This is a genomic window from Campylobacter hyointestinalis subsp. lawsonii (assembly GCF_013372165.1).
In the GTDB taxonomy this organism is placed as follows: domain Bacteria; phylum Campylobacterota; class Campylobacteria; order Campylobacterales; family Campylobacteraceae; genus Campylobacter; species Campylobacter lawsonii.
Map to the genome: position 1 here is coordinate 1,785,826 of NZ_CP053828.1, position 17,911 is coordinate 1,803,736.

General features: G+C 34.6%; 16 protein-coding genes. 7 read left to right on the plus strand and 9 right to left on the minus strand.

What is annotated here, in order from left to right:
• Window position 1 precedes the first annotated feature (1 nt).
• The 7 genes from CHLWT_RS09245 to CHLWT_RS09275 are packed head-to-tail and all read right to left on the minus strand — an operon-like array spanning window position 2 to window position 7,527.
• A complete protein-coding gene (locus CHLWT_RS09245) occupies window positions 2-766 on the minus strand; it encodes a pseudouridine synthase (protein ID WP_086233589.1) in 765 nt (254 codons plus the stop codon).
• An 8-nt stretch (window positions 767-774) separates the two neighbouring features.
• Window positions 775-1,935 carry an Eco57I restriction-modification methylase domain-containing protein gene (locus CHLWT_RS09250; protein ID WP_211360604.1) on the minus strand — a complete coding sequence of 387 codons (1,161 nt, stop codon included), beginning with the start codon at window positions 1,933-1,935 and terminating at the stop codon, window positions 775-777.
• Entirely contained in the window at window positions 1,904-2,506 is a 603-nt protein-coding gene (locus CHLWT_RS09255) for a restriction endonuclease (protein WP_112000067.1), read from the minus strand. Before CHLWT_RS09255 ends, CHLWT_RS09250 begins: the two co-directional genes overlap by 32 nt.
• 1 nt (window position 2,507) lies before the next feature.
• Window positions 2,508-3,461 carry a KpsF/GutQ family sugar-phosphate isomerase gene (locus CHLWT_RS09260; RefSeq protein ID WP_373886152.1) on the minus strand — a complete coding sequence of 318 codons (954 nt, stop codon included), beginning with the start codon at window positions 3,459-3,461 and terminating at the stop codon, window positions 2,508-2,510.
• Between the two features lie 54 nt (window positions 3,462-3,515).
• The gene (locus CHLWT_RS09265; RefSeq protein ID WP_112000068.1) at window positions 3,516-5,489 is read right to left on the minus strand and encodes a ribonuclease J; all 1,974 of its coding nucleotides are present in this window, start codon (window positions 5,487-5,489) and stop codon (window positions 3,516-3,518) included.
• Complete coding sequence (gene rsmA, locus CHLWT_RS09270; RefSeq protein WP_112000069.1) at window positions 5,464-6,264, minus strand: 16S rRNA (adenine(1518)-N(6)/adenine(1519)-N(6))-dimethyltransferase RsmA; 801 nt, start codon at window positions 6,262-6,264, stop codon at window positions 5,464-5,466. Before rsmA ends, CHLWT_RS09265 begins: the two co-directional genes overlap by 26 nt.
• Window positions 6,265-6,306: 42 nt before the next feature.
• Window positions 6,307-7,527 (minus strand): MFS transporter, encoded by a 1,221-nt coding sequence (locus CHLWT_RS09275; RefSeq protein ID WP_063998934.1) that lies wholly within the window; start codon window positions 7,525-7,527, stop codon window positions 6,307-6,309.
• A 121-nt stretch (window positions 7,528-7,648) separates the two neighbouring features.
• Between CHLWT_RS09275 and hisF the strand changes: the two genes are divergently transcribed.
• The 4 genes from hisF to CHLWT_RS09295 are packed head-to-tail and all read left to right on the plus strand — an operon-like array spanning window position 7,649 to window position 10,300.
• The gene (hisF, locus tag CHLWT_RS09280) at window positions 7,649-8,407 is read left to right on the plus strand and encodes an imidazole glycerol phosphate synthase subunit HisF (RefSeq protein ID WP_112000070.1); all 759 of its coding nucleotides are present in this window, start codon (window positions 7,649-7,651) and stop codon (window positions 8,405-8,407) included.
• A complete protein-coding gene (locus CHLWT_RS09285; protein ID WP_112000071.1) occupies window positions 8,404-8,943 on the plus strand; it encodes a phosphorylase family protein in 540 nt (179 codons plus the stop codon). The genes hisF and CHLWT_RS09285 overlap by 4 nt, the downstream gene beginning before the upstream one ends.
• Entirely contained in the window at window positions 8,940-10,004 is a 1,065-nt protein-coding gene (gene rlmN / locus CHLWT_RS09290) for a dual-specificity RNA methyltransferase RlmN (RefSeq protein ID WP_112000072.1), read from the plus strand. Before CHLWT_RS09285 ends, rlmN begins: the two co-directional genes overlap by 4 nt.
• Entirely contained in the window at window positions 10,001-10,300 is a 300-nt protein-coding gene (locus tag CHLWT_RS09295; protein WP_010403547.1) for a transcriptional regulator, read from the plus strand. Before rlmN ends, CHLWT_RS09295 begins: the two co-directional genes overlap by 4 nt.
• Window positions 10,301-10,450: 150 nt before the next feature.
• On the opposite strand, the gene CHLWT_RS09300 is transcribed toward CHLWT_RS09295, so the two are convergent.
• The gene (locus tag CHLWT_RS09300; protein WP_112000073.1) at window positions 10,451-11,410 is read right to left on the minus strand and encodes a pseudouridine synthase family protein; all 960 of its coding nucleotides are present in this window, start codon (window positions 11,408-11,410) and stop codon (window positions 10,451-10,453) included.
• Between the two features lie 82 nt (window positions 11,411-11,492).
• Between CHLWT_RS09300 and purB the strand changes: the two genes are divergently transcribed.
• From purB to CHLWT_RS09315, 3 genes are all read left to right on the plus strand, one after another.
• Entirely contained in the window at window positions 11,493-12,830 is a 1,338-nt protein-coding gene (gene purB / locus CHLWT_RS09305; protein WP_112000074.1) for an adenylosuccinate lyase, read from the plus strand.
• 66 nt (window positions 12,831-12,896) lie between these two features.
• A complete protein-coding gene (locus CHLWT_RS09310) occupies window positions 12,897-15,272 on the plus strand; it encodes a ribonucleoside-diphosphate reductase subunit alpha (protein ID WP_112000075.1) in 2,376 nt (791 codons plus the stop codon).
• Window positions 15,273-15,475: 203 nt separating this feature from the next.
• Window positions 15,476-16,942 (plus strand): amino acid permease, encoded by a 1,467-nt coding sequence (locus CHLWT_RS09315; RefSeq protein ID WP_112000076.1) that lies wholly within the window; start codon window positions 15,476-15,478, stop codon window positions 16,940-16,942.
• A 331-nt stretch (window positions 16,943-17,273) separates the two neighbouring features.
• Here CHLWT_RS09315 and ruvC read toward each other — a convergent pair whose 3' ends face one another.
• Window positions 17,274-17,741, minus strand: coding sequence for a crossover junction endodeoxyribonuclease RuvC (gene ruvC / locus CHLWT_RS09320; protein ID WP_111968850.1), 468 nt, complete (start codon window positions 17,739-17,741; stop codon window positions 17,274-17,276).
• Window positions 17,742-17,911 lie beyond the last annotated feature (170 nt).

Consider the following 17,911-nt stretch of genomic DNA (forward strand, 5'->3'; position numbering starts at 1 on the left):
CTTAATACCTCACTCCATTTTGTTTTAAAAAATCTCTTAAATCATCATATTCAGAATTCGTAAAATATCGCCATTTCCCCTCGCCTAATTGATCTAAGCTAACCCTACCAAAGCTAACTCGCTTTAGATCCATAACTTCAAGATCAAAATACCCAAAAAACCTTCTTAACTCTCTATTTTGCCCTTCATTTATGATGACTTTTAGCCTTGTGTAGCCGCCACTTTGGCTTATGATTCTATAAGCTAAAAATGGTTTAAATTCCATTGAAATTTGCTTTGTTTTGGCGTGAGCTCCTTTGGTGGCGTCCTTAGCAAAAAACCCCTCACGCATCGCATTTATCACTTGTTCTGTGATATTGCCTTTAATTTTTAGGTAGTATTCACGCTCTATATCGCTATCCATAAGAGCCTGAGCAATCGCAGGAGCGTCAGTCAAAAGCAAAAGCCCCTCACTAGCAAAATCTAGCCTACCGATACTAATAAATTTAGAAAATCCCCGTGGCAAACTATCATAAATCGTCCTTCTGCCACGATCGTCCCTTTTGGTTACTAGCTCGCCTTTTGGCTTGTTATAGACTATGACGCTAAATTCTTTTTTGAGCTTAACTAGCCTTGAGCCGATTCTTACCTTATCGCCATCTTTGATATCGGTTGATAAGTCGCTTATAATTCGCCCATTTATACTGACCTTACCAGCCTTGATAAGCTCATCAGCCTCACGCCGTGAGTAGTTTGTATTGTGTGAAATAAATTTATTGATACGCATTATAACCTTTATATTTTAAAATCTACTAAACAATTCTCTAAGCTTTTTTGTGAAAACAAAAATCTGCCATCACAAACAAAACCCAATTCGTCCCAATCTACATCGTTTAATTTATCGCATATTGTTTGTAATCTCGCTTTATCTGTTTTAAATTTTGGAAAAATAGCTAAAATAGAACCATCATAAGCGTTACATTCATTGATAAAAAATGGTCTTTTATTTCTAGTTTTTGTATTTACATAAATTCTTAAATTTTCACTTTTGTAATAGTCTCTACCCCAAGTCCACCAATTACTTTCGTTAAATTTTTTAATTTTTCTACTCATTAGTTTGTCTTTAAAATCCAATAAATGCTTATTCAATTTTGCTTGTTCTCCATATATCATTTTTTTAGTTTTTCCGGTTTTGACAGTTTGCGAACAAACAAAATCTACTCCACTTTCATGGGTAAAAATAGAATCCGCACCACTTACAGCTCCAACTTTTACAAAAAACATATCACTAAAGCGATTAAAATATCTATTTTTTGTAAATAAAATTTGACCATTGATACAAGAAAATTCGCGTTTCAAATTTGATTTGCGACTATAATTGCCTTTTTGATAGCGCCATATTGCACAGTTTGGTTGAGCATTTTTAAATATTTTTTTATCACCTAAGTCTATAAAATGAGTAATAGTGCCATTTTTAAATATAAATTCATTTAATTTGATACTAGAAGTGCTTTTTAAAAAATCTCTAGGCGTTATAAAAATCAACTCTCCACCATCATTGAGATGCAATATACATTTATATATAAAAAATAGATAAAGATTGCTCCTTTCATCAAACAAATCACTATAAGCAGAAAGTAAAAATTTAGTATTTATATCAATATCTTGATACTTTACATATGGCGGATTTCCTATTATAGTATCAAATTTTTCATTAATAGAATAATTAAAAAAATCCATTTTTAAAACGCCATCTGGCGCAAATCTATTGTCTATTTCGATGCCGATTTTATCATTTGGTAAATTGTTAAAAAACGCCCCATCTCCAGCACTTGGTTCTAAAAATCTACCATTATTATGTATCAAATTTAACATATCGGCTACAATATTTTGTGGCGTAAAAACTTGACCTAAATTTTTCACATCATACATAAAAATATCTTTTAAAACTTTCATATGCTTCGCTTCTCATCTGCAAAGACTCTCTAAACACATCTAATATAAAATCTTTAGATTCTTTATAAGTACGCCAAACTCGCTCTTTATTTAGATCCCATCTAGCTTGAAATGGTAAATTATTTCCATTTGGTTGTAATACTTTAATTGATTTTAAGCTGGTATAAAAAACATCCTTTAAATTATTTTTATTTATAATTAAAAAATAGTAACCTATTGAGTTTTCTCTTATGTTTTCAGATAAAAATTTAAAATATTCTTCCCATCTAACACCATTATGGAAACATGGAATTTGACCAGTTAGAACATAATAAATGCCCAATTTGCAATTTAAATTATCCGCAGTATTTGTTTTTGAAACTTTAATATTGACTGGATATAAACTATTATTTTGAGTAAAAGAAAAATCAAACCAATCTCTAGAATTTGGACGATCTATGTTAAATTTATTTTCTATTATTTGAATAATTTCATCTTCATTAAATGCCGAATTTAATCTTCCATCTCGTGTATAATTACTTAGTGCAAAATCACTATTTACTAAATATTTTACTATATCATCAAGTAGCATACTACAACCCTAAACTAGTTAGATCATGGATATGTAAGGCTCCGATTGGTTTTTTGTCTTTGGTGATGATTAGAATTTGGATTTTATACTCTTCGATGAGCTTTAAAGCATCATAGGCTAAGGTATTTTCATCTTCTAACACTTTTGGGTTTTTGGTGGCAAATTTGATAGCCTTATCATTTATATCGAAATTCTCACTACTCAAAGCACGCCTTAAATCTCCATCGCTTAAAATCGCTACTAACTCGCCTTTTGAATTTGTTAGCAATACACTCCCAAGCTTGCCATGCGTCATAGAATCTATAGCGTATTTTAGGCTAACTTCATCGCTAACTATAGGTAAATTCTCTTTTCTCATTGTATCGCTGACTTTTAGATAAAGTCTCTTGCCAAGACTCCCGCCAGGATGAAACATAGCAAAATCCTCTTTTTGAAAATTCCGTAATCTCATCAAACAAACCGCTAACGCATCACCAAAAGCTAGAGTCAGCGTAGTAGATACTGTAGGCGCAGCATCAAAAGGACACGCCTCACGGATGATATCTAAATTTAAATTTGCATTGCTTAAATTTGCTAGGCTTGAGCCACTTTTTGACATACCGATTATCTTGATACCGCGTTTTTTGATATGCGGAAGTATGGCTATCAGCTCGTTACTCTCGCCACTAAAACTGATAGCCAAAACAATATCGCCTATGCTTATCATACCAAGATCGCCGTGCAAGGCCTCAGTCGGATGGATAAAAAAGCTCGGCGTCCCGGTACTTGCTAAGGTAGCAGCGATTTTCGCACCGATATGACCGCTTTTTCCCACGCCTGTTACGATGAGTTTGCCAGAGCAATTTTGTATCAAATTCACCGCCTTTTCAAACTCACTACCGATCAAATTTGCCTGTCTCTCTAGCTCTTTAGCTTCTAAATTTAAAACTTCCCTTGCTATATCTATAATTTCCATAATCAAACTCCAAATTCTATTGCTAAGATCATAATTTAAAAATCAAGACTAATCTCACATCAAATACACAACCGGCACGATTGTTGGATATTTCTTAAGCTTTCTAAATATATGTTTTCTGATAACTTGTCTGATCTGATTTTCTAGCGCTCTTGGATCGTGTAAAAGTTCATCTTTGACATTGCTAAGGAATTGTAAAAGCACCTCTTCCATCTCTTTGCTCAAGTTTTTACTCTGTCTTTCACTAACTAAACCGTGGCTGATGACTCTGTTTTGGATCAGTTTTTTAGCATTTTTGTCGATTTGTGCGATGATCGTTACCATACCTGCTTCGGCAAGTTTTTGGCGATCGATTACGACATCGTCTGAAATTTGTTTATTTATCTGATTATCTATGAAGACTTTACCGGTTTTGACTGTTTTTACGCGTTTCATGTATTTTTGGCACACTTCTATCTGATCGCCATCGCTCATAAGATAGATATTTTTCTCATCTACTCCGCACGATATGGCTGTTTCTTTATGCTTGACTATGTGATTATACTCGCCATGAACTGGAAGGAAAAATTTAGGTTTAATCAGCCTTAGCATAAGCTTTTGCTCCTCTTGGGCTGCGTGACCGCTTACATGAATTTCGCTAAAGTCTTGATGAGCTACACTTGCTCCGCTTTTTAGTAAATAATTAAGCACAGTTGATACGCTTGTTTCATTGCCTGGGATCGCTTTTGAGCTTATGATTATCTGATCTGTCGGTTTTATCTTGATATATTTATGCTCATCAGTCGCCATTCTATATAGAGCACTCATAGTCTCGCCTTGACTTCCTGTAGTTACTATGAGAACTTCATTATCAGGATATTTGCTTACTTCATTTGCGTCGATAAATATCTTTTTATCTAAATTTACATATCCTAGCTCAATGGCCGTCCATAGATTTCTCTCCATACTTCTGCCTATCACGCAAACTTTTCTACCATGTTTTATACCACGCTCAATGGCTTGATAAACACGATGAATGTTTGAACTAAAAGTACTCATTATCACCCTACCATTAGCAGTAGCAAAGATAGCATCAAAAGTCTTGCCAACGCTACTTTCGCTTTTTGTAATGCCATCTTTATAGCTGTTTGTCGAGTCGCTTAATAAGCACAAAACGCCCCTTTCGCCATAATATGCTAAGCGATTTAAATCCGTTGGATAGCCATCGATTGGGGTGTGATCTATCTTAAAATCTCCTGTGTGAAGTATGGTTCCGGCTTTTGTAGTGATAGCAAGAGCACTTGCATCGATGATAGAGTGAGTGATATGGATAAGTTCTATCTCAAAATCTCCTAGCTCATAAGTTTTGCGTTTCTCAATAGGACGAAAGTAGCTCCTAAAAGACTTTAGCCCGTGCTCTTCAAATTTATTACTTATCATTCCTAATGGAAGTGGTGTAGCATAAATCGGGAATTGAAATTCTTTGAAAAAATATGGCACCGCACCGATGTGATCTTCGTGTGCGTGAGTGATGATAATGCCACGAATTTTTTGCTTTATCTTGCGAATATAATCAAAATCTGGTATCAAAATATCCACGCCGTGCATACCTTCACTTGGAAAACTCATACCGATATCTACTATGATAGCATCATTCTCGGTCTCAAACACAGTCATATTTCCGCCGATCTCACCAAGACCACCAAGCGGGGTTATTTTGATCTTATGCTCACTTGAGTTTAGGTATTTGAGCGGATTTAGTCTTAGCTCGTGACAAGCTTTATTTGCTTCTATGGCAGCTTGCATATCTTTTTGCCAGTTTTCATTACCGCTGATTTTGACAGAGTTGTTACTTTTACGTTTTTTCTTTTTGGGTTTTTGAGTTTCTAACAAAGTCTCTTCGCTGCTATTTTCGGCAGATTTTATGGCAGATTGCTTTTTGAGATTATCTCTGTGATTTTTGTATCTACGTTTTTTATTTACTCTATCGTTTGTGCTATTTTCGTGACTCGCGCCATTTTCTTTATTTTCTTTGTTCTCTTCGTTCATGTTTAGCCTCTTTAAATATTTTTAAATATAAGGCGACACTAAGCTCGTGCGGACGAATAGTTTGAGATAAACTCTCTTTTTGAAAAAAACTCTCTAACCACTTTTTATCTATCATACTTGATAAATTCTTCAAAAGTGTTTTTCTAGGAGCGCTAAATGCGATCTTAAGAAAGTTTTTGAACTCAAAATAGTCGATATCCAAACTCAAATCTATATTTTTAATAAGCCTTATGACTGAAGAGATAACTTTTGGCTGAGGGTTAAACGCCTCTTTAGGCACATCAAAAAGTAGCTCACATCTACATTTTAAATTTGCTAAAATAGCTAAAGAGCCAAACTCTTTTTCCCCGCATTCACTACTAAATTTACACGCGACTTCACGCTGTATCATAACCACAAAACCATTGCAGTTTGGATCGTCTATCGCTTTTAGTATTATGTTTGTCGCCACGTAATACGGCAAATTTGCGACCAAAAAATACTCGCTACTGCTTATACTATCCCAAGCATCAAGAGCGTCGCAATTTGCAATGCTTATCTTACCGATACTGAGTTCGCTTTTAAATTTTTCTTGCAAAAAAACAAAAAGTTCACTATCTATCTCAAAACAATCAAGCTTACTATTTAGATTAACAAGCTTTTGTGTTAAATCACCTAAGCCAGGCCCAATCTCTACTATGCGTTTAACGCCGTTGGGAATCGCTTGGATGATTTGATTTTTTATATTTTCATCTTGTAAAAAATTTTGACCGAATTTTTTCTTTGCTTTAATCATCGCTCTATACTATCAGATTTTCACTTATACTTTCATAAAAATTCATCTAAATTTAAGATAAAATCTCTTAAAAACCCACCAAAACACGAGCAAAACATAAACAATACTTCCACATATCACAAGCGACGTACCAGCTCCAAATTCATTTGCTAAAAATCCAGCCATTATAGCACCTATGGGAGTCGAACCTAAGAAAAACAAAGAATACACGCTCATAACCCTACCTCTATAAGCCTCTATTGAATTTAATTGTAAAAGAGAATTTATAGTAGAAACACAGATGATAAAACTAAATCCAGTCATCGCTAAAAATACTCCAGCTAAAAAAATAGTGTTGCTTAACCCTACCAAAATCAAAAAAGTAGAAGCTACAAAAGGCATTATCTTGACTGTTTTGTAGCTGATATTTTTACTCGTAAATGCCACCCAAAGCGCTCCTAAAAATGCGCCTGATCCTAAAAACGCCATAAGATACGCAAAAGTATCTTCACCGCTTCCAAGAGCGTATTTTGCAAGAGCTGAGATAGTTACGCTGTAGTTTGGTATAAATGTTCCGGTGATGAGTATGACCACTAATGGACTAATAAGAATTTCACGCTTTTTTATGTAGTGAAATCCCGAGATTATCGACTTTAGTATGCTTTCTTTTCTTCTATTTGTCTTTGAAGGTCTATTTTTTATAAAAAACAAACTTATAAAAATCGCTATAAATGAAGCCGAATTTAGAAAGAAACAAGCTACTAACCCGAATTTTGCCATAACTATACCGGCAAAAAACGGCCCCATTATTCTAGCTGCATTTACCGACATAGAGTTTAGCGCTACAGCGTTTGCTACGTCTTTTTTATCATCGATTAGCTCATATAAAAACGACTGCCTACAAGGTGCGTCAAGGCAGTTAAAAAGTCCAGTTAAAAACGCCAACACCAAAATAAGCGGATAATTTACAAAGCCAAAAATTATACTAAGTCCAAATGCTAAAGACGTCAAGCACATACCTGTTTGAGTGATTTTTAGTATAAATTTTTTATCGCTTTTATCTAGCAATGCGCCTGAAAACAGAGAAAAAACAAGAAGTGGCAAGAACTGCACTGCAGCTACTATACCGACTAGCGTAGCGTTATTTGTAACTTCAAGTGCTAGCCAAGGCTGAGCGATATTTTGCATCCACGTTCCTGTTTGAGATATCATCATTCCAAACCAGTATAACCTGAAATTTATATATTTTAACGCTTTTAAAGGATTTGAAAATTTATTTGACACAGCTTCTTCTTGAGTAAATTTATATTTATTTTATCCAAATATAGGTTAATAGTGATTGAATGCTCTATTTAAGTAAATTTTCTAAGCTTTTATTGTAAAATGATAATAAAAAAGAGTTTTTATGGATAAATTTGCAAAACGTATAATTCCTTGTTTGGACGTAAATAACGGACGCGTTGTAAAAGGTATAAATTTCGTAGGGCTTCGCGACGCAGGAGATCCGGTCGAAGTCGCCAAACGATACAACGATGAAGGTGCAGACGAGCTTTGTTTTTTAGACATCACTGCAAGTAGCGATGGTAGAGATACTATCGTACATGTAGTAGAAGAAGTAGCAAAGCAGCTTTTTATACCGCTAACAGTCGGCGGCGGTATAAGAAAAATCGATGATATCTCAAGACTTTTAAACGTAGGTTGTGATAAAGTAAGCCTAAACTCCGCAGCCATTCACAATCCAAATTTGATAAGTGAAGCTGCAAATAAATTTGGCTCACAATGCGTAGTTGTAGCTATAGACGTAAAAAAGGCTGGTGAGAGCTATCACGTATTTATAAACGGCGGTAGAGTAGATACTAAAATCGACGCTTATGAATGGGCAAAAAAAGTTTATGAACTAGGCGCTGGTGAGATACTTCTAACTTCTATGGATAGCGACGGTACAAAAAACGGCTATGACCTTGAAGTCACATCTCAGATATCAAATTCAGTTAGTATCCCAGTCATCGCAAGCGGTGGTGCTGGAAGTATGGAACATATCTTAGAAGCATTTAAAGCCGGTGCTGACGCTGCACTTGCTGCAAGTATATTTCACTATAAAGAGATAGAGATATCAAAGCTCAAAAAATACCTTTTGGAAAATGGTATCGGAGTTAGAATTTGATAGTTTGCGCCGGGCTTAATGAGAGCTTTGAATTTGCCATTCCGATAGGTGTAGGCATCACAAGCTCAGCTATAAATTTAACTAAAATACTAACTGAAAATAAAGCAGAAGAGATCATTTTTGTAGGGACTTGCGGCCTATATAAAGATGGAAATCTTTTAGATATTTATGAGAGTAAAACAGCCGTAAATTTAGAAATTTCATTCATGCTTGGACTTTCATACTCTCCGCTATTTTCTTCGCCGATTGTGCAAGATTTAAAAAATGTTTCTTGTGAAACATTGATAACAAACTCATCAAATTTCATAACAACAAATACAGATATCGCACACGAATTTAGCAAACTCGGACTTTTTATGGAAAATATGGAGCTATACTCTGTCTTAGAGACAGCAAAACATTTTAAAATTCCTGCTCGTGGAATTTTATGTGCTACAAACTTTTGCAAACCTAACGCACATAATGAATTTATAAAAAATCATAAAAAAGCAAAAATAAATTTAGAAAAATACTTGAAAGAAAGAGACATTATATGAGAAATTTACTAGATCTATCTCAAGATGAGTTAGCAAATTTACTATCACCGAAATTTAGAGCTAAACAAATTTATGAGTGGATTTATAAGAAAAATGCAAGAAGTTTTGATGAGATGACTAACATACCAAAAGATATTAGAGAAAATTTAAAAAGCGAATTTTACCTCGATCCGCTAACTTGCGTTAGAAGCGAAACCAGCAAAGATGGAAGTATAAAGTATCTATTTAAATTAACCGATGGCAAAACTATCGAAAGCGTTTTGCTACCTATGAAAGAGGAAATTTCAAACGAAGATGGTAGCGTAGAGCGTCACGCTCGCTATACTATTTGTGTTAGTTCGCAAGTGGGTTGCAAGATGGGATGTAGCTTTTGTCTAACGGCTAAAGGCGGATTTGTTAGAAATCTCAGCGCCGGAGAGATCGTAGCACAAATTTTGTGGATAAAAAGAGAAAATAATATACCTTACGAACGCAGAGTAAATGTCGTATATATGGGCATGGGCGAACCGCTTGATAATCTCGCTAATGTTAGTAAAGCAGTTGGCATTTTAAAAGACAATGACGGACTTGCTATCGGTGCTAGGCGTCAAACCATAAGCACTAGCGGACTTGCATCTCAGATAAAAAAACTAGGTGAGCTAGACCTTGGAGTGCTTCTAGCTATATCACTTCACGCCGTAACAGATGAGCTTCGCGCAAAACTTATGCCGATAAACAAGGCTTATAATATAGCTGCAGTTATGGATGCTGTGAGAGCTTTTCCTATAGATATGAGAAAAAGAGTTATGTTTGAGTATCTTATAATGGATAAAGTCAATGATAATTTAAGCGATGCAAAAGCACTTGTCAAGCTTCTACATGGCATAAAAGCAAAAGTAAATTTAATCCTTTTTAATCCGCATGAAGGAAGCCCATATCAAAGACCGAGCATAGAAAATGTAGAAAAATTCAGAGATTACCTTCAATCTCGTGGCGTTACATGCACTATTCGCCAAAGTAAAGGACTTGATATAAGTGCTGCTTGCGGTCAGCTAAAAGAGAGAAGTAAGGTTGAAATGTGAGTTCAAAAAGAGAATTTTTAGACTTTGTTTTAGAAGGTTTAGACAACATCAGCTTTAAAGTGATGATGGGCGAATTCATACTATATTATAAAGGCAAAATCATAGGCGGAATATATGATGATAGACTACTAATAAAAAAGACGAAATCCGCCGAAAAAATCATAAAAAATATAAAATACGAACTACCATATCCTAATGCAAAAGAGATGATTTTGATCGAGAACTTAGAAGATAAAAAATATTTAATGCAACTTTTTAAAGAAATTTATCAAGAATTATACGCCAAAGGAATATAAAAAATGAATCTACTAGATATAGTTCAAATCTGTTTTATCGCAATTGTAGTGATAATAGGTCTTAGCGGAATTTTATTCGTCATAAAAAATGAAAAGAAATAAAAATTTATAAAGCGTATTTTAAGATCACTGCTATATTAAATTTCAAAATTATTTATTAAAATTAAAATCTTGTTCTGATCTTATCTCAAATACTTGATCTTTAAATTTAAATTTAACTGATTTTGCGTGGAGCATTAGCCTTGATGCTCCAGTTTTTTTCACTCTATCGCGCTCGCTCATCGCGCCATCTAAAATTTGCTCTACGCTAAATTTATCCAAGCCATAAATCGGATCACCCAAAATTCTATGTTTCATATGAAACAAATGTAAGCGAATTTGATGTTGTCTTCCGGTGAGTGGATAACACTCAACCAAGCTGATATCAAATTTAGGATAATACTCTACGAGTTTTACTACGGTCACAGCTCTCTTTCCTTCCGGACAAATTTCCATTCTGATTTTTATATCATCATAATCTTTTGTTATATCCATATTTTTATCGATAACAAAACCTTGAATATCATCAAAAAATTCCAGCTTATCTTTAAAATCTTTAAAGTCATTTATACAAAATTTATTAAGTCCGTTACCATCAAATTTACCACTCACAAAAGCTAGATAAGTTTTTGCTACAGCCCTATTTTCAAAAGATTTTTTTAAATTTAACGCAGAATCCACATTTTTAGCTACTACGATAACTCCGCTTGTCTCTCTATCAAGTCTATGAGCGACGCAAGCTTTTTTACCCCATAAAGACCAAATTTCATCACATAAACTATACTCACAATTTCTACCATTTGGATGAGATAAAACTCCGCTTGGTTTATCAAATACACCAAATTCATCACATTCAAATATAGGTTTTAATCCTTTTGGCTCACACTCATAATCTATAAAATAAGCTTCCCCAAAAACCGGATCATTTTTACCACAAATAGCGTCATTTACGAGCAATCTGCCTTTGTCGCAAAGCTTTTGAGCTTCTTTCATACTATAACCTAAATTCAAAAAAATCGTGTAAGCTTTTTCTCCATGAAAATAACCAACTTTAAACTTTTTATAAGCCATTTCTAACCAACATTTCAGCCTTATTTTTGTATAATTCCAACTCAAAAAATTATACAAAAATTATTATAAAAAAGGGTATAAAGTGGTCGAAAGATATGCTAGAAAAATTATGAGTGATAAATGGAGTATGCAAGCTAAATACGACGCTTGGCTAAAGGTAGAGCTTGCAGCTGTAAAAGCATGGAACAAACTAGGCTTTATACCAAATAGCGATTGTGATAAAATTTGTAAAAATGCTAAATTTGACATAGCTCGTATAGATGAGATAGAAAAAACTACGAAACACGATGTAATCGCATTTTTAACTAGCGTAAGCGAAAGCTTAGGCGAAGAGAGCCGTTTTGTTCATTTTGGTATGACTAGTAGCGATTGTATCGATACTGCCGCCGCACTTCAGATAAAAGATAGCTTAGATCTTATACTACAAGATTTATCAAATTTAATGGATGCTCTCAAAACTCGCGCACAAGAGCATAAAAATACGCTTATGGTAGGTCGCAGTCACGGAATTCACGGTGAGCCGATAACATTTGGTTTAGTACTTGCTATATGGTATGACGAGATAAAAAGAGCTTATGAACTTCTAGAACATGCGAAAAAAACCATAAGCGTAGGTATGATAAGCGGCGCTATGGGAAACTTCGCTCACGCTCCACTTGAGCTTGAAGAGCTTGTTTGTGAGTATCTTGGTCTAAGCCCTGCTCCAGCGTCAAATCAAGTCATACAAAGAGATCGCTACGCTCAAGTGATATCGGCTCTAGCCATACTCGCTAGTAGTTGTGAGAAGATGGCAGTCGCTATAAGACACTATCAAAGAACCGAAGTTTATGAAGCCGAAGAGTACTTTAGCCCTGGACAAAAAGGCTCAAGCGCTATGCCTCATAAAAGAAATCCCGTTTTAAGCGAAAATGTAACCGGGCTTTGTAGAATGATCCGCTCATACGCTATCCCAGCTATGGAAAATGTCGCCCTTTGGCATGAAAGAGATATTAGCCACTCAAGTGTAGAGAGATTTATCTTGCCTGATGCCTTTATCACAACTGATTTTATGCTAAATCGTCTTACAAATTTAATCTCAAATTTAGTAGTATATCCCGAAAATATGATGAAAAATTTAAACCTAACTGGCGGACTTGTATTTTCTCAACGCGTCTTGCTTGAGCTACCAAAACGAAATGTTAGTCGAGAAGATGCCTACAAAATCGTCCAAAGAAATGCTATGAAAGTTTGGGCCGATTTGCAAGAAGGTAAAAAAGCTATAGATGAAAACGGACATAGTCTATTTTTACAAAATTTACTAAACGATAGTGATTTAAGAGAAAAATTAAACGAAAATGAGATAAAAGAGTGCTTTGACTATAGCTACTATACAAAAAACGTAGATGGAATATTTAAAAGAGTATTTAAAAACACTAAATAATAAAGATGAATTTATAAACCAAATTTAGCTTTATTGATAATCAAATTTAAAAGGTCAAATATATAAATGAAAGTCATAAAACGTAACGGAAGAACAGAGGAATTAGATATTTCAAAGATTAAAAAATACACAAGCGAAGCGGTAGATGGCTTGGATAATGTAAGCCTTAGTGAGCTTGAGGTTGATGCGAAAATTCAATTTCGTGATAATATAACAACTGAAGAGATCCAACAAACTCTCATAAAAACAGCAGTTGATAAGATAGACATTGATCGCCCAAACTGGACATTTGTCGCAGCAAGACTATTTTTATATGATTTGTATCACAAAACAACCGGATTTAGTGGATACAACTCGCTCAAAGAGTATTTTGAAAAAGGCGAACAAAACGGACGCATACTTCTTGGTCTAAAAGAAAAGTATGATCTTGATGATCTAAACGCATATATAAAGCCTGAACGCGACTTACAATTTACCTATCTTGGCATAAAAACGCTTTATGATAGATATCTTATAAAAGATAAAAATGGCAAACCTATCGAGCTACCTCAGCAAATGTTTATGGCGATCGCTATGTTTTTAGCTCAAAATGAGCTTGACTCTCAAGGCTGGGCAAAGAAATTTTACGATTTGATAAGTAAATTTGAAGTGATGCTAGCAACTCCAACCTTAAGCAATGCTAGAACCACAAGGCACCAACTCTCAAGCTGCTATGTCGGAAGCACTCCTGATAATATCGAAGGAATTTTTGATAGCTATAAAGAGATGGCTCTGCTTTCTAAATTTGGTGGCGGCATCGGCTGGGACTGGTGCAAAGTGCGTGCAATGGGTGGAAGTATAGACGGACATAAAAACGCTGCTGGCGGAATAATACCATTTTTAAAAGTTACAAATGATATCGCAGTCGCAGTTGATCAGCTAGGAACTAGAAAAGGCGCAATAGCAGTTTATATCGAGCCTTGGCATATGGATGTAAGCGACTTTTTAGATCTTCGTAAAAACTCAGGCGAAGAGCGTCGCAGAGCTCATGAGCTATTTCCTGCTTTGTGGATAAATGATCTTTTTATGAAAAGGGTAGAAAATAATGAGAGATGGACTCTATTTGACCCAGCTGATACGCCAGATCTTTGTGATCTATACGGCGATGAGTTTGAAAAAAGGTATTTGGAGTATGAAAAAGATCCAAATATCGCTAAGAGTAGTATGCTAGCAAAAGAACTATGGAAGAAGATTCTCACAAGCTATTTTGAGAGCGGAATGCCATTTTTATGTTTCAAAGACAATGCAAACAAAGTAAATCCAAACGCTCACAAAGGCATCATAAGAAGCTCAAATTTATGTACCGAGATATTTCAAAATACAGAGCCAAATTACTACCAAACAAAGGTCATATATAGCGACGGCACTGAGCAATTATTTGATGAGAGTGAAGATATAACAGTTGATGGCGGATATACTAAAAAGGCTAAAAAGATTACTGCCTTAGATAGATTAAATAACAAAGATATATTTATAGTAGAAAAAGGTATAAAAGAGGGAAAAACAGCCGTTTGTAACCTAGCAAGTATAAATTTAAGTAAGATAAACTCAAAAGAAGATATCGCAAGAGTCGTGCCTATAGCTATAAGAATGCTTGATAATGTTATAGATCTAAATTTCTACCCACACGCTAAGGTTAAGCATACAAATTTAGCTAGTCGCTCAATCGGACTTGGGGTTATGGGTGAGGCTGAAATGTTAGCTACAAAGCAGATACAATGGGGTAGCTACGAGCACCTTGAAAAAATAGATGAAATAATGGAAAATATCAGTTATAACGCTATCTACGCTTCATCAAATTTAGCTGTAGAAAAAGGCGTTTATCCTGATTTTGAAGGTTCAAACTGGAGTAAAGGCATCTTCCCTATCGATAACGCAAACAAAAACGCAAAAGCTCTAGTAAGTAGAGGCGGATTATTTGACCAAAATAGCTGCGACTGGGAAAAGTTAAGAGCAAAAGTAAAAAGTGATGGTATGAGAAATGGTTATCTTATGGCTATCGCTCCAACTTCTAGTATAAGTATCTTGGTAGGAACGACTCAAACAATCGAGCCTGTTTATAAACGAAAATGGTTTGAACAAAATCTATCTGGAATGATACCTTCAGTGGTACCAAATTTAAGTACCGAAACATGGCAGTTTTATACACCAGCTTACGAACTTGATCAAAAACTCATCATAAAAGCTGGAGCCGTAAGACAAAAATGGATCGATCAAGGTCAAAGCTTAAATATATTTATGAGTTTAGATAAAGCTAGTGGAAAATATCTAAGTGAAATTTACACTCTAGCTTGGAAATTAGGGGTAAAATCTACATATTATCTAAGAAGTGAAAGTCCAGATTCAAGTCATCTTGATAATAAACCTATGGATAGAAGCGTTGAATGCGAGGGTTGTCAGTAAATAAATTTAATCCCATTTATGAATAAATCCCAACTGCTTTAGCGGTTGGGTAATTTATGATAGTTTGACTCTGTTTTTATACATTTCGTAACATATAAAAATTAAAATCATATACAAAAATCTACAAAAAACTATTTTTTATCTGAATTTAGATATAATCAAAACTTTATCAAAAATACATAAATTTATTAAAAGGAGTTCTTGTGGATAATCTGCACGAACATAAACTAAAGCGTGGTATGAACTCACGCCATTTAAATATGATAGCAATAGGCGGAGCTATAGGCACTGGACTATTTGTAGCTAGTGGAAATACGATCGCCACAGCAGGTCCTGGTGGAGCACTTTTAGCTTACGCACTTATAGGTTTTATGGTTTATTTGCTTATGCAAAGCCTTGGGGAAATGGCTACGTATATGCCCGTAGCTGGAAGCTTTGAAGAGTATGGAACAAGATTTATTAGTCCATCGTTTGGATTTGCCATCGGCTGGAATTACTGGTTTAACTGGGCGATAACTGTTGCTGCTGAGCTAGTCGCAGCAGCTATAATAATGAAATTTTGGTTTCCAGACGTTCCATCTACACTTTGGTCGGCTCTATTTTTAAGCGTTATCATAATTATAAATTATTTTAGTTCGGGTGCTTTTGGCGAAAGCGAGTTTTGGTTTGCACTTATTAAAGTTGTAGCAGTTCTAGCATTTATAGTGCTTGGACTTGCCATGATATTTGGTATTATGAACGGTCATTCAGGCGGTTTTTCAAACTGGACTTTGATAAGCGATAGCGGAGAGTCTGCGCCATTTGTCAATGGCTGGTTTGGAATACTTGCGGTATTTATGGTAGCTGGATTTAGTTTTCAAGGAACAGAGTTAGTTGCAGTAGCTGCAGGTGAAGCTAAAAATCCTGAAAAAAGCATACCAAAAGCGGTAAATGCGATATTTTGGCGAATTTTACTTTTTTATATTTTTGCGATTGCAATTATAGGAACTTTAGTCCCATTTACCGATCCAAATTTACTTAGAAATAATGAAACAGACATAGCTCAAAGCCCATTTACTATGGTATTTGACAGAGCTGGTATAGCATTTGCAGCTAGTGTTATGAATGCAGTTATATTTGCGGCTATTTTTAGTGCAGGAAACTCAGGACTTTACTCAAGTACAAGAATGCTTTACGCCCTAGCCCATTCAGGTAAAGCTCCAAAGATATTTGGCAAAACAGATAAAAGAGGCGTTCCTATCTACGCACTTATAGCTACTGCGATTATCGGAGCAGCTTGTTTTTTTACATCATTTATGGGAGATGGATCGGCTTATAGTTGGCTTATAAACGCTTCTGCGCTTGCAGGTTTTATCACATGGATAGGCGTAGCATGGGCACATTATAAATTTAGAAAAGCTTATATTATGCAAGGTAATGATCCTGTAAATTTACCATTTCGTGCAAAATGGTATCCGCTTGGACCGATCGTAGCGCTTATTATGTGTGTTATCGTTATCATAGGACAAAATTATGAGTCATTTATGCAAGGTAAAGATATGGTAAGCTTACTTACTAGTTATATAGGACTTTATCTATTTTTAGGAATTTGGTTTATTCATAAAATTATGACAAAATCAAAACCTGTAGATCTATTAAAAGCAGATCTTAGCAGAAATCATCATCTATAAATTTATTAGCGAAATTTTTCGCTAATAAATTTATGCAAAAAAATATAGATACTAGTATAAAGATAATGAACTACCAAATTTAGATTACGCAATTTACAAAAATAAAAGTAGTGTTAAACTATTTGCTAAGGAAATTAAAATAGGCGATTTTAAAGCGTGTATTATTGAGCATCTTTGGAGTTCAAAATAATATAATTTTATAATAAATTTATTAGGCTGAAGTATTTTTTCACTAAACAAGGCGATTTTTAAATTTAGGAAAGAGCAGACTTTAGTCTCAGTGGCTAAATAAATTTAAAAATCAACATAGCATAGTGCAAAAAGCCAAAAATCACTTGACATTAAAACTATGAGTCAAAGCTATAGCTATCGCATCTGTTATATCAAGCGGTTTTATCTCTTTATTAATTCCTAACATCTTTTTTACCATAAAAGCCACCTGTTCTTTTGCAGCCTTTGCCTTGCCTGTGACTGCCTTTTTTACTTGAAGTGGAGTGTATTGACTAAATTCGCCGTGAATTTGAAGTATTTTAAGGCTTAGAGCGCCGCGAAACTGAGCAAGCTTTAAAACGGTTTTAGGATTATGAGCGTAAAATATATCTTCAATCGCCACCGCATCAATCTTATGCGATTTAAATATAAGATCTAGCCCCTCGCAAAGTTGGGTTATCTGATATTGCAAACTATCTTGCTTTATTTTTATCAAACCTGCTTCTATTAACATTTTTTTATTTCCTACTTTTTCAAGTATTGCATAACCACAATTTCTAGTTCCAGGATCGATTCCTAAAATTTTCATCACATACCTTCTTAATAGTTATTCACATATTATTCACATAGTGAATAACTTAAAATTCTTATTATAATATCATAATTTAGTACATATTCATATAAGCTTAAATAGATAAGTGATTTTTAATTAATTTTTAGATAAAATAGTGAATATTTTAATGTAAAAAAAGGTAAGTT

Excerpts from the sequence above, each read along its gene's own strand:
- CHLWT_RS09245 (WP_086233589.1), bottom strand. The coding sequence starts at position 766 with ATGCGTATCAATAAATTTATTTCACACAATACAAACTACTCACGGCGT.
- CHLWT_RS09250 (WP_211360604.1), bottom strand. The coding sequence starts at position 1,935 with ATGAAAGTTTTAAAAGATATTTTTATGTATGATGTGAAAAATTTAGGT.
- CHLWT_RS09255 (WP_112000067.1), bottom strand. The coding sequence starts at position 2,506 with ATGCTACTTGATGATATAGTAAAATATTTAGTAAATAGTGATTTTGCA.
- CHLWT_RS09260 (WP_373886152.1), bottom strand. The coding sequence starts at position 3,461 with ATGGAAATTATAGATATAGCAAGGGAAGTTTTAAATTTAGAAGCTAAA.
- CHLWT_RS09265 (WP_112000068.1), bottom strand. The coding sequence starts at position 5,489 with ATGAACGAAGAGAACAAAGAAAATAAAGAAAATGGCGCGAGTCACGAA.
- rsmA (WP_112000069.1), bottom strand. The coding sequence starts at position 6,264 with ATGATTAAAGCAAAGAAAAAATTCGGTCAAAATTTTTTACAAGATGAA.
- hisF (WP_112000070.1), top strand. The coding sequence starts at position 7,649 with ATGGATAAATTTGCAAAACGTATAATTCCTTGTTTGGACGTAAATAAC.
- rlmN (WP_112000072.1), top strand. The coding sequence starts at position 8,940 with ATGAGAAATTTACTAGATCTATCTCAAGATGAGTTAGCAAATTTACTA.
- CHLWT_RS09300 (WP_112000073.1), bottom strand. The coding sequence starts at position 11,410 with ATGGCTTATAAAAAGTTTAAAGTTGGTTATTTTCATGGAGAAAAAGCT.
- CHLWT_RS09310 (WP_112000075.1), top strand. The coding sequence starts at position 12,897 with ATGAAAGTCATAAAACGTAACGGAAGAACAGAGGAATTAGATATTTCA.
- ruvC (WP_111968850.1), bottom strand. The coding sequence starts at position 17,741 with ATGAAAATTTTAGGAATCGATCCTGGAACTAGAAATTGTGGTTATGCA.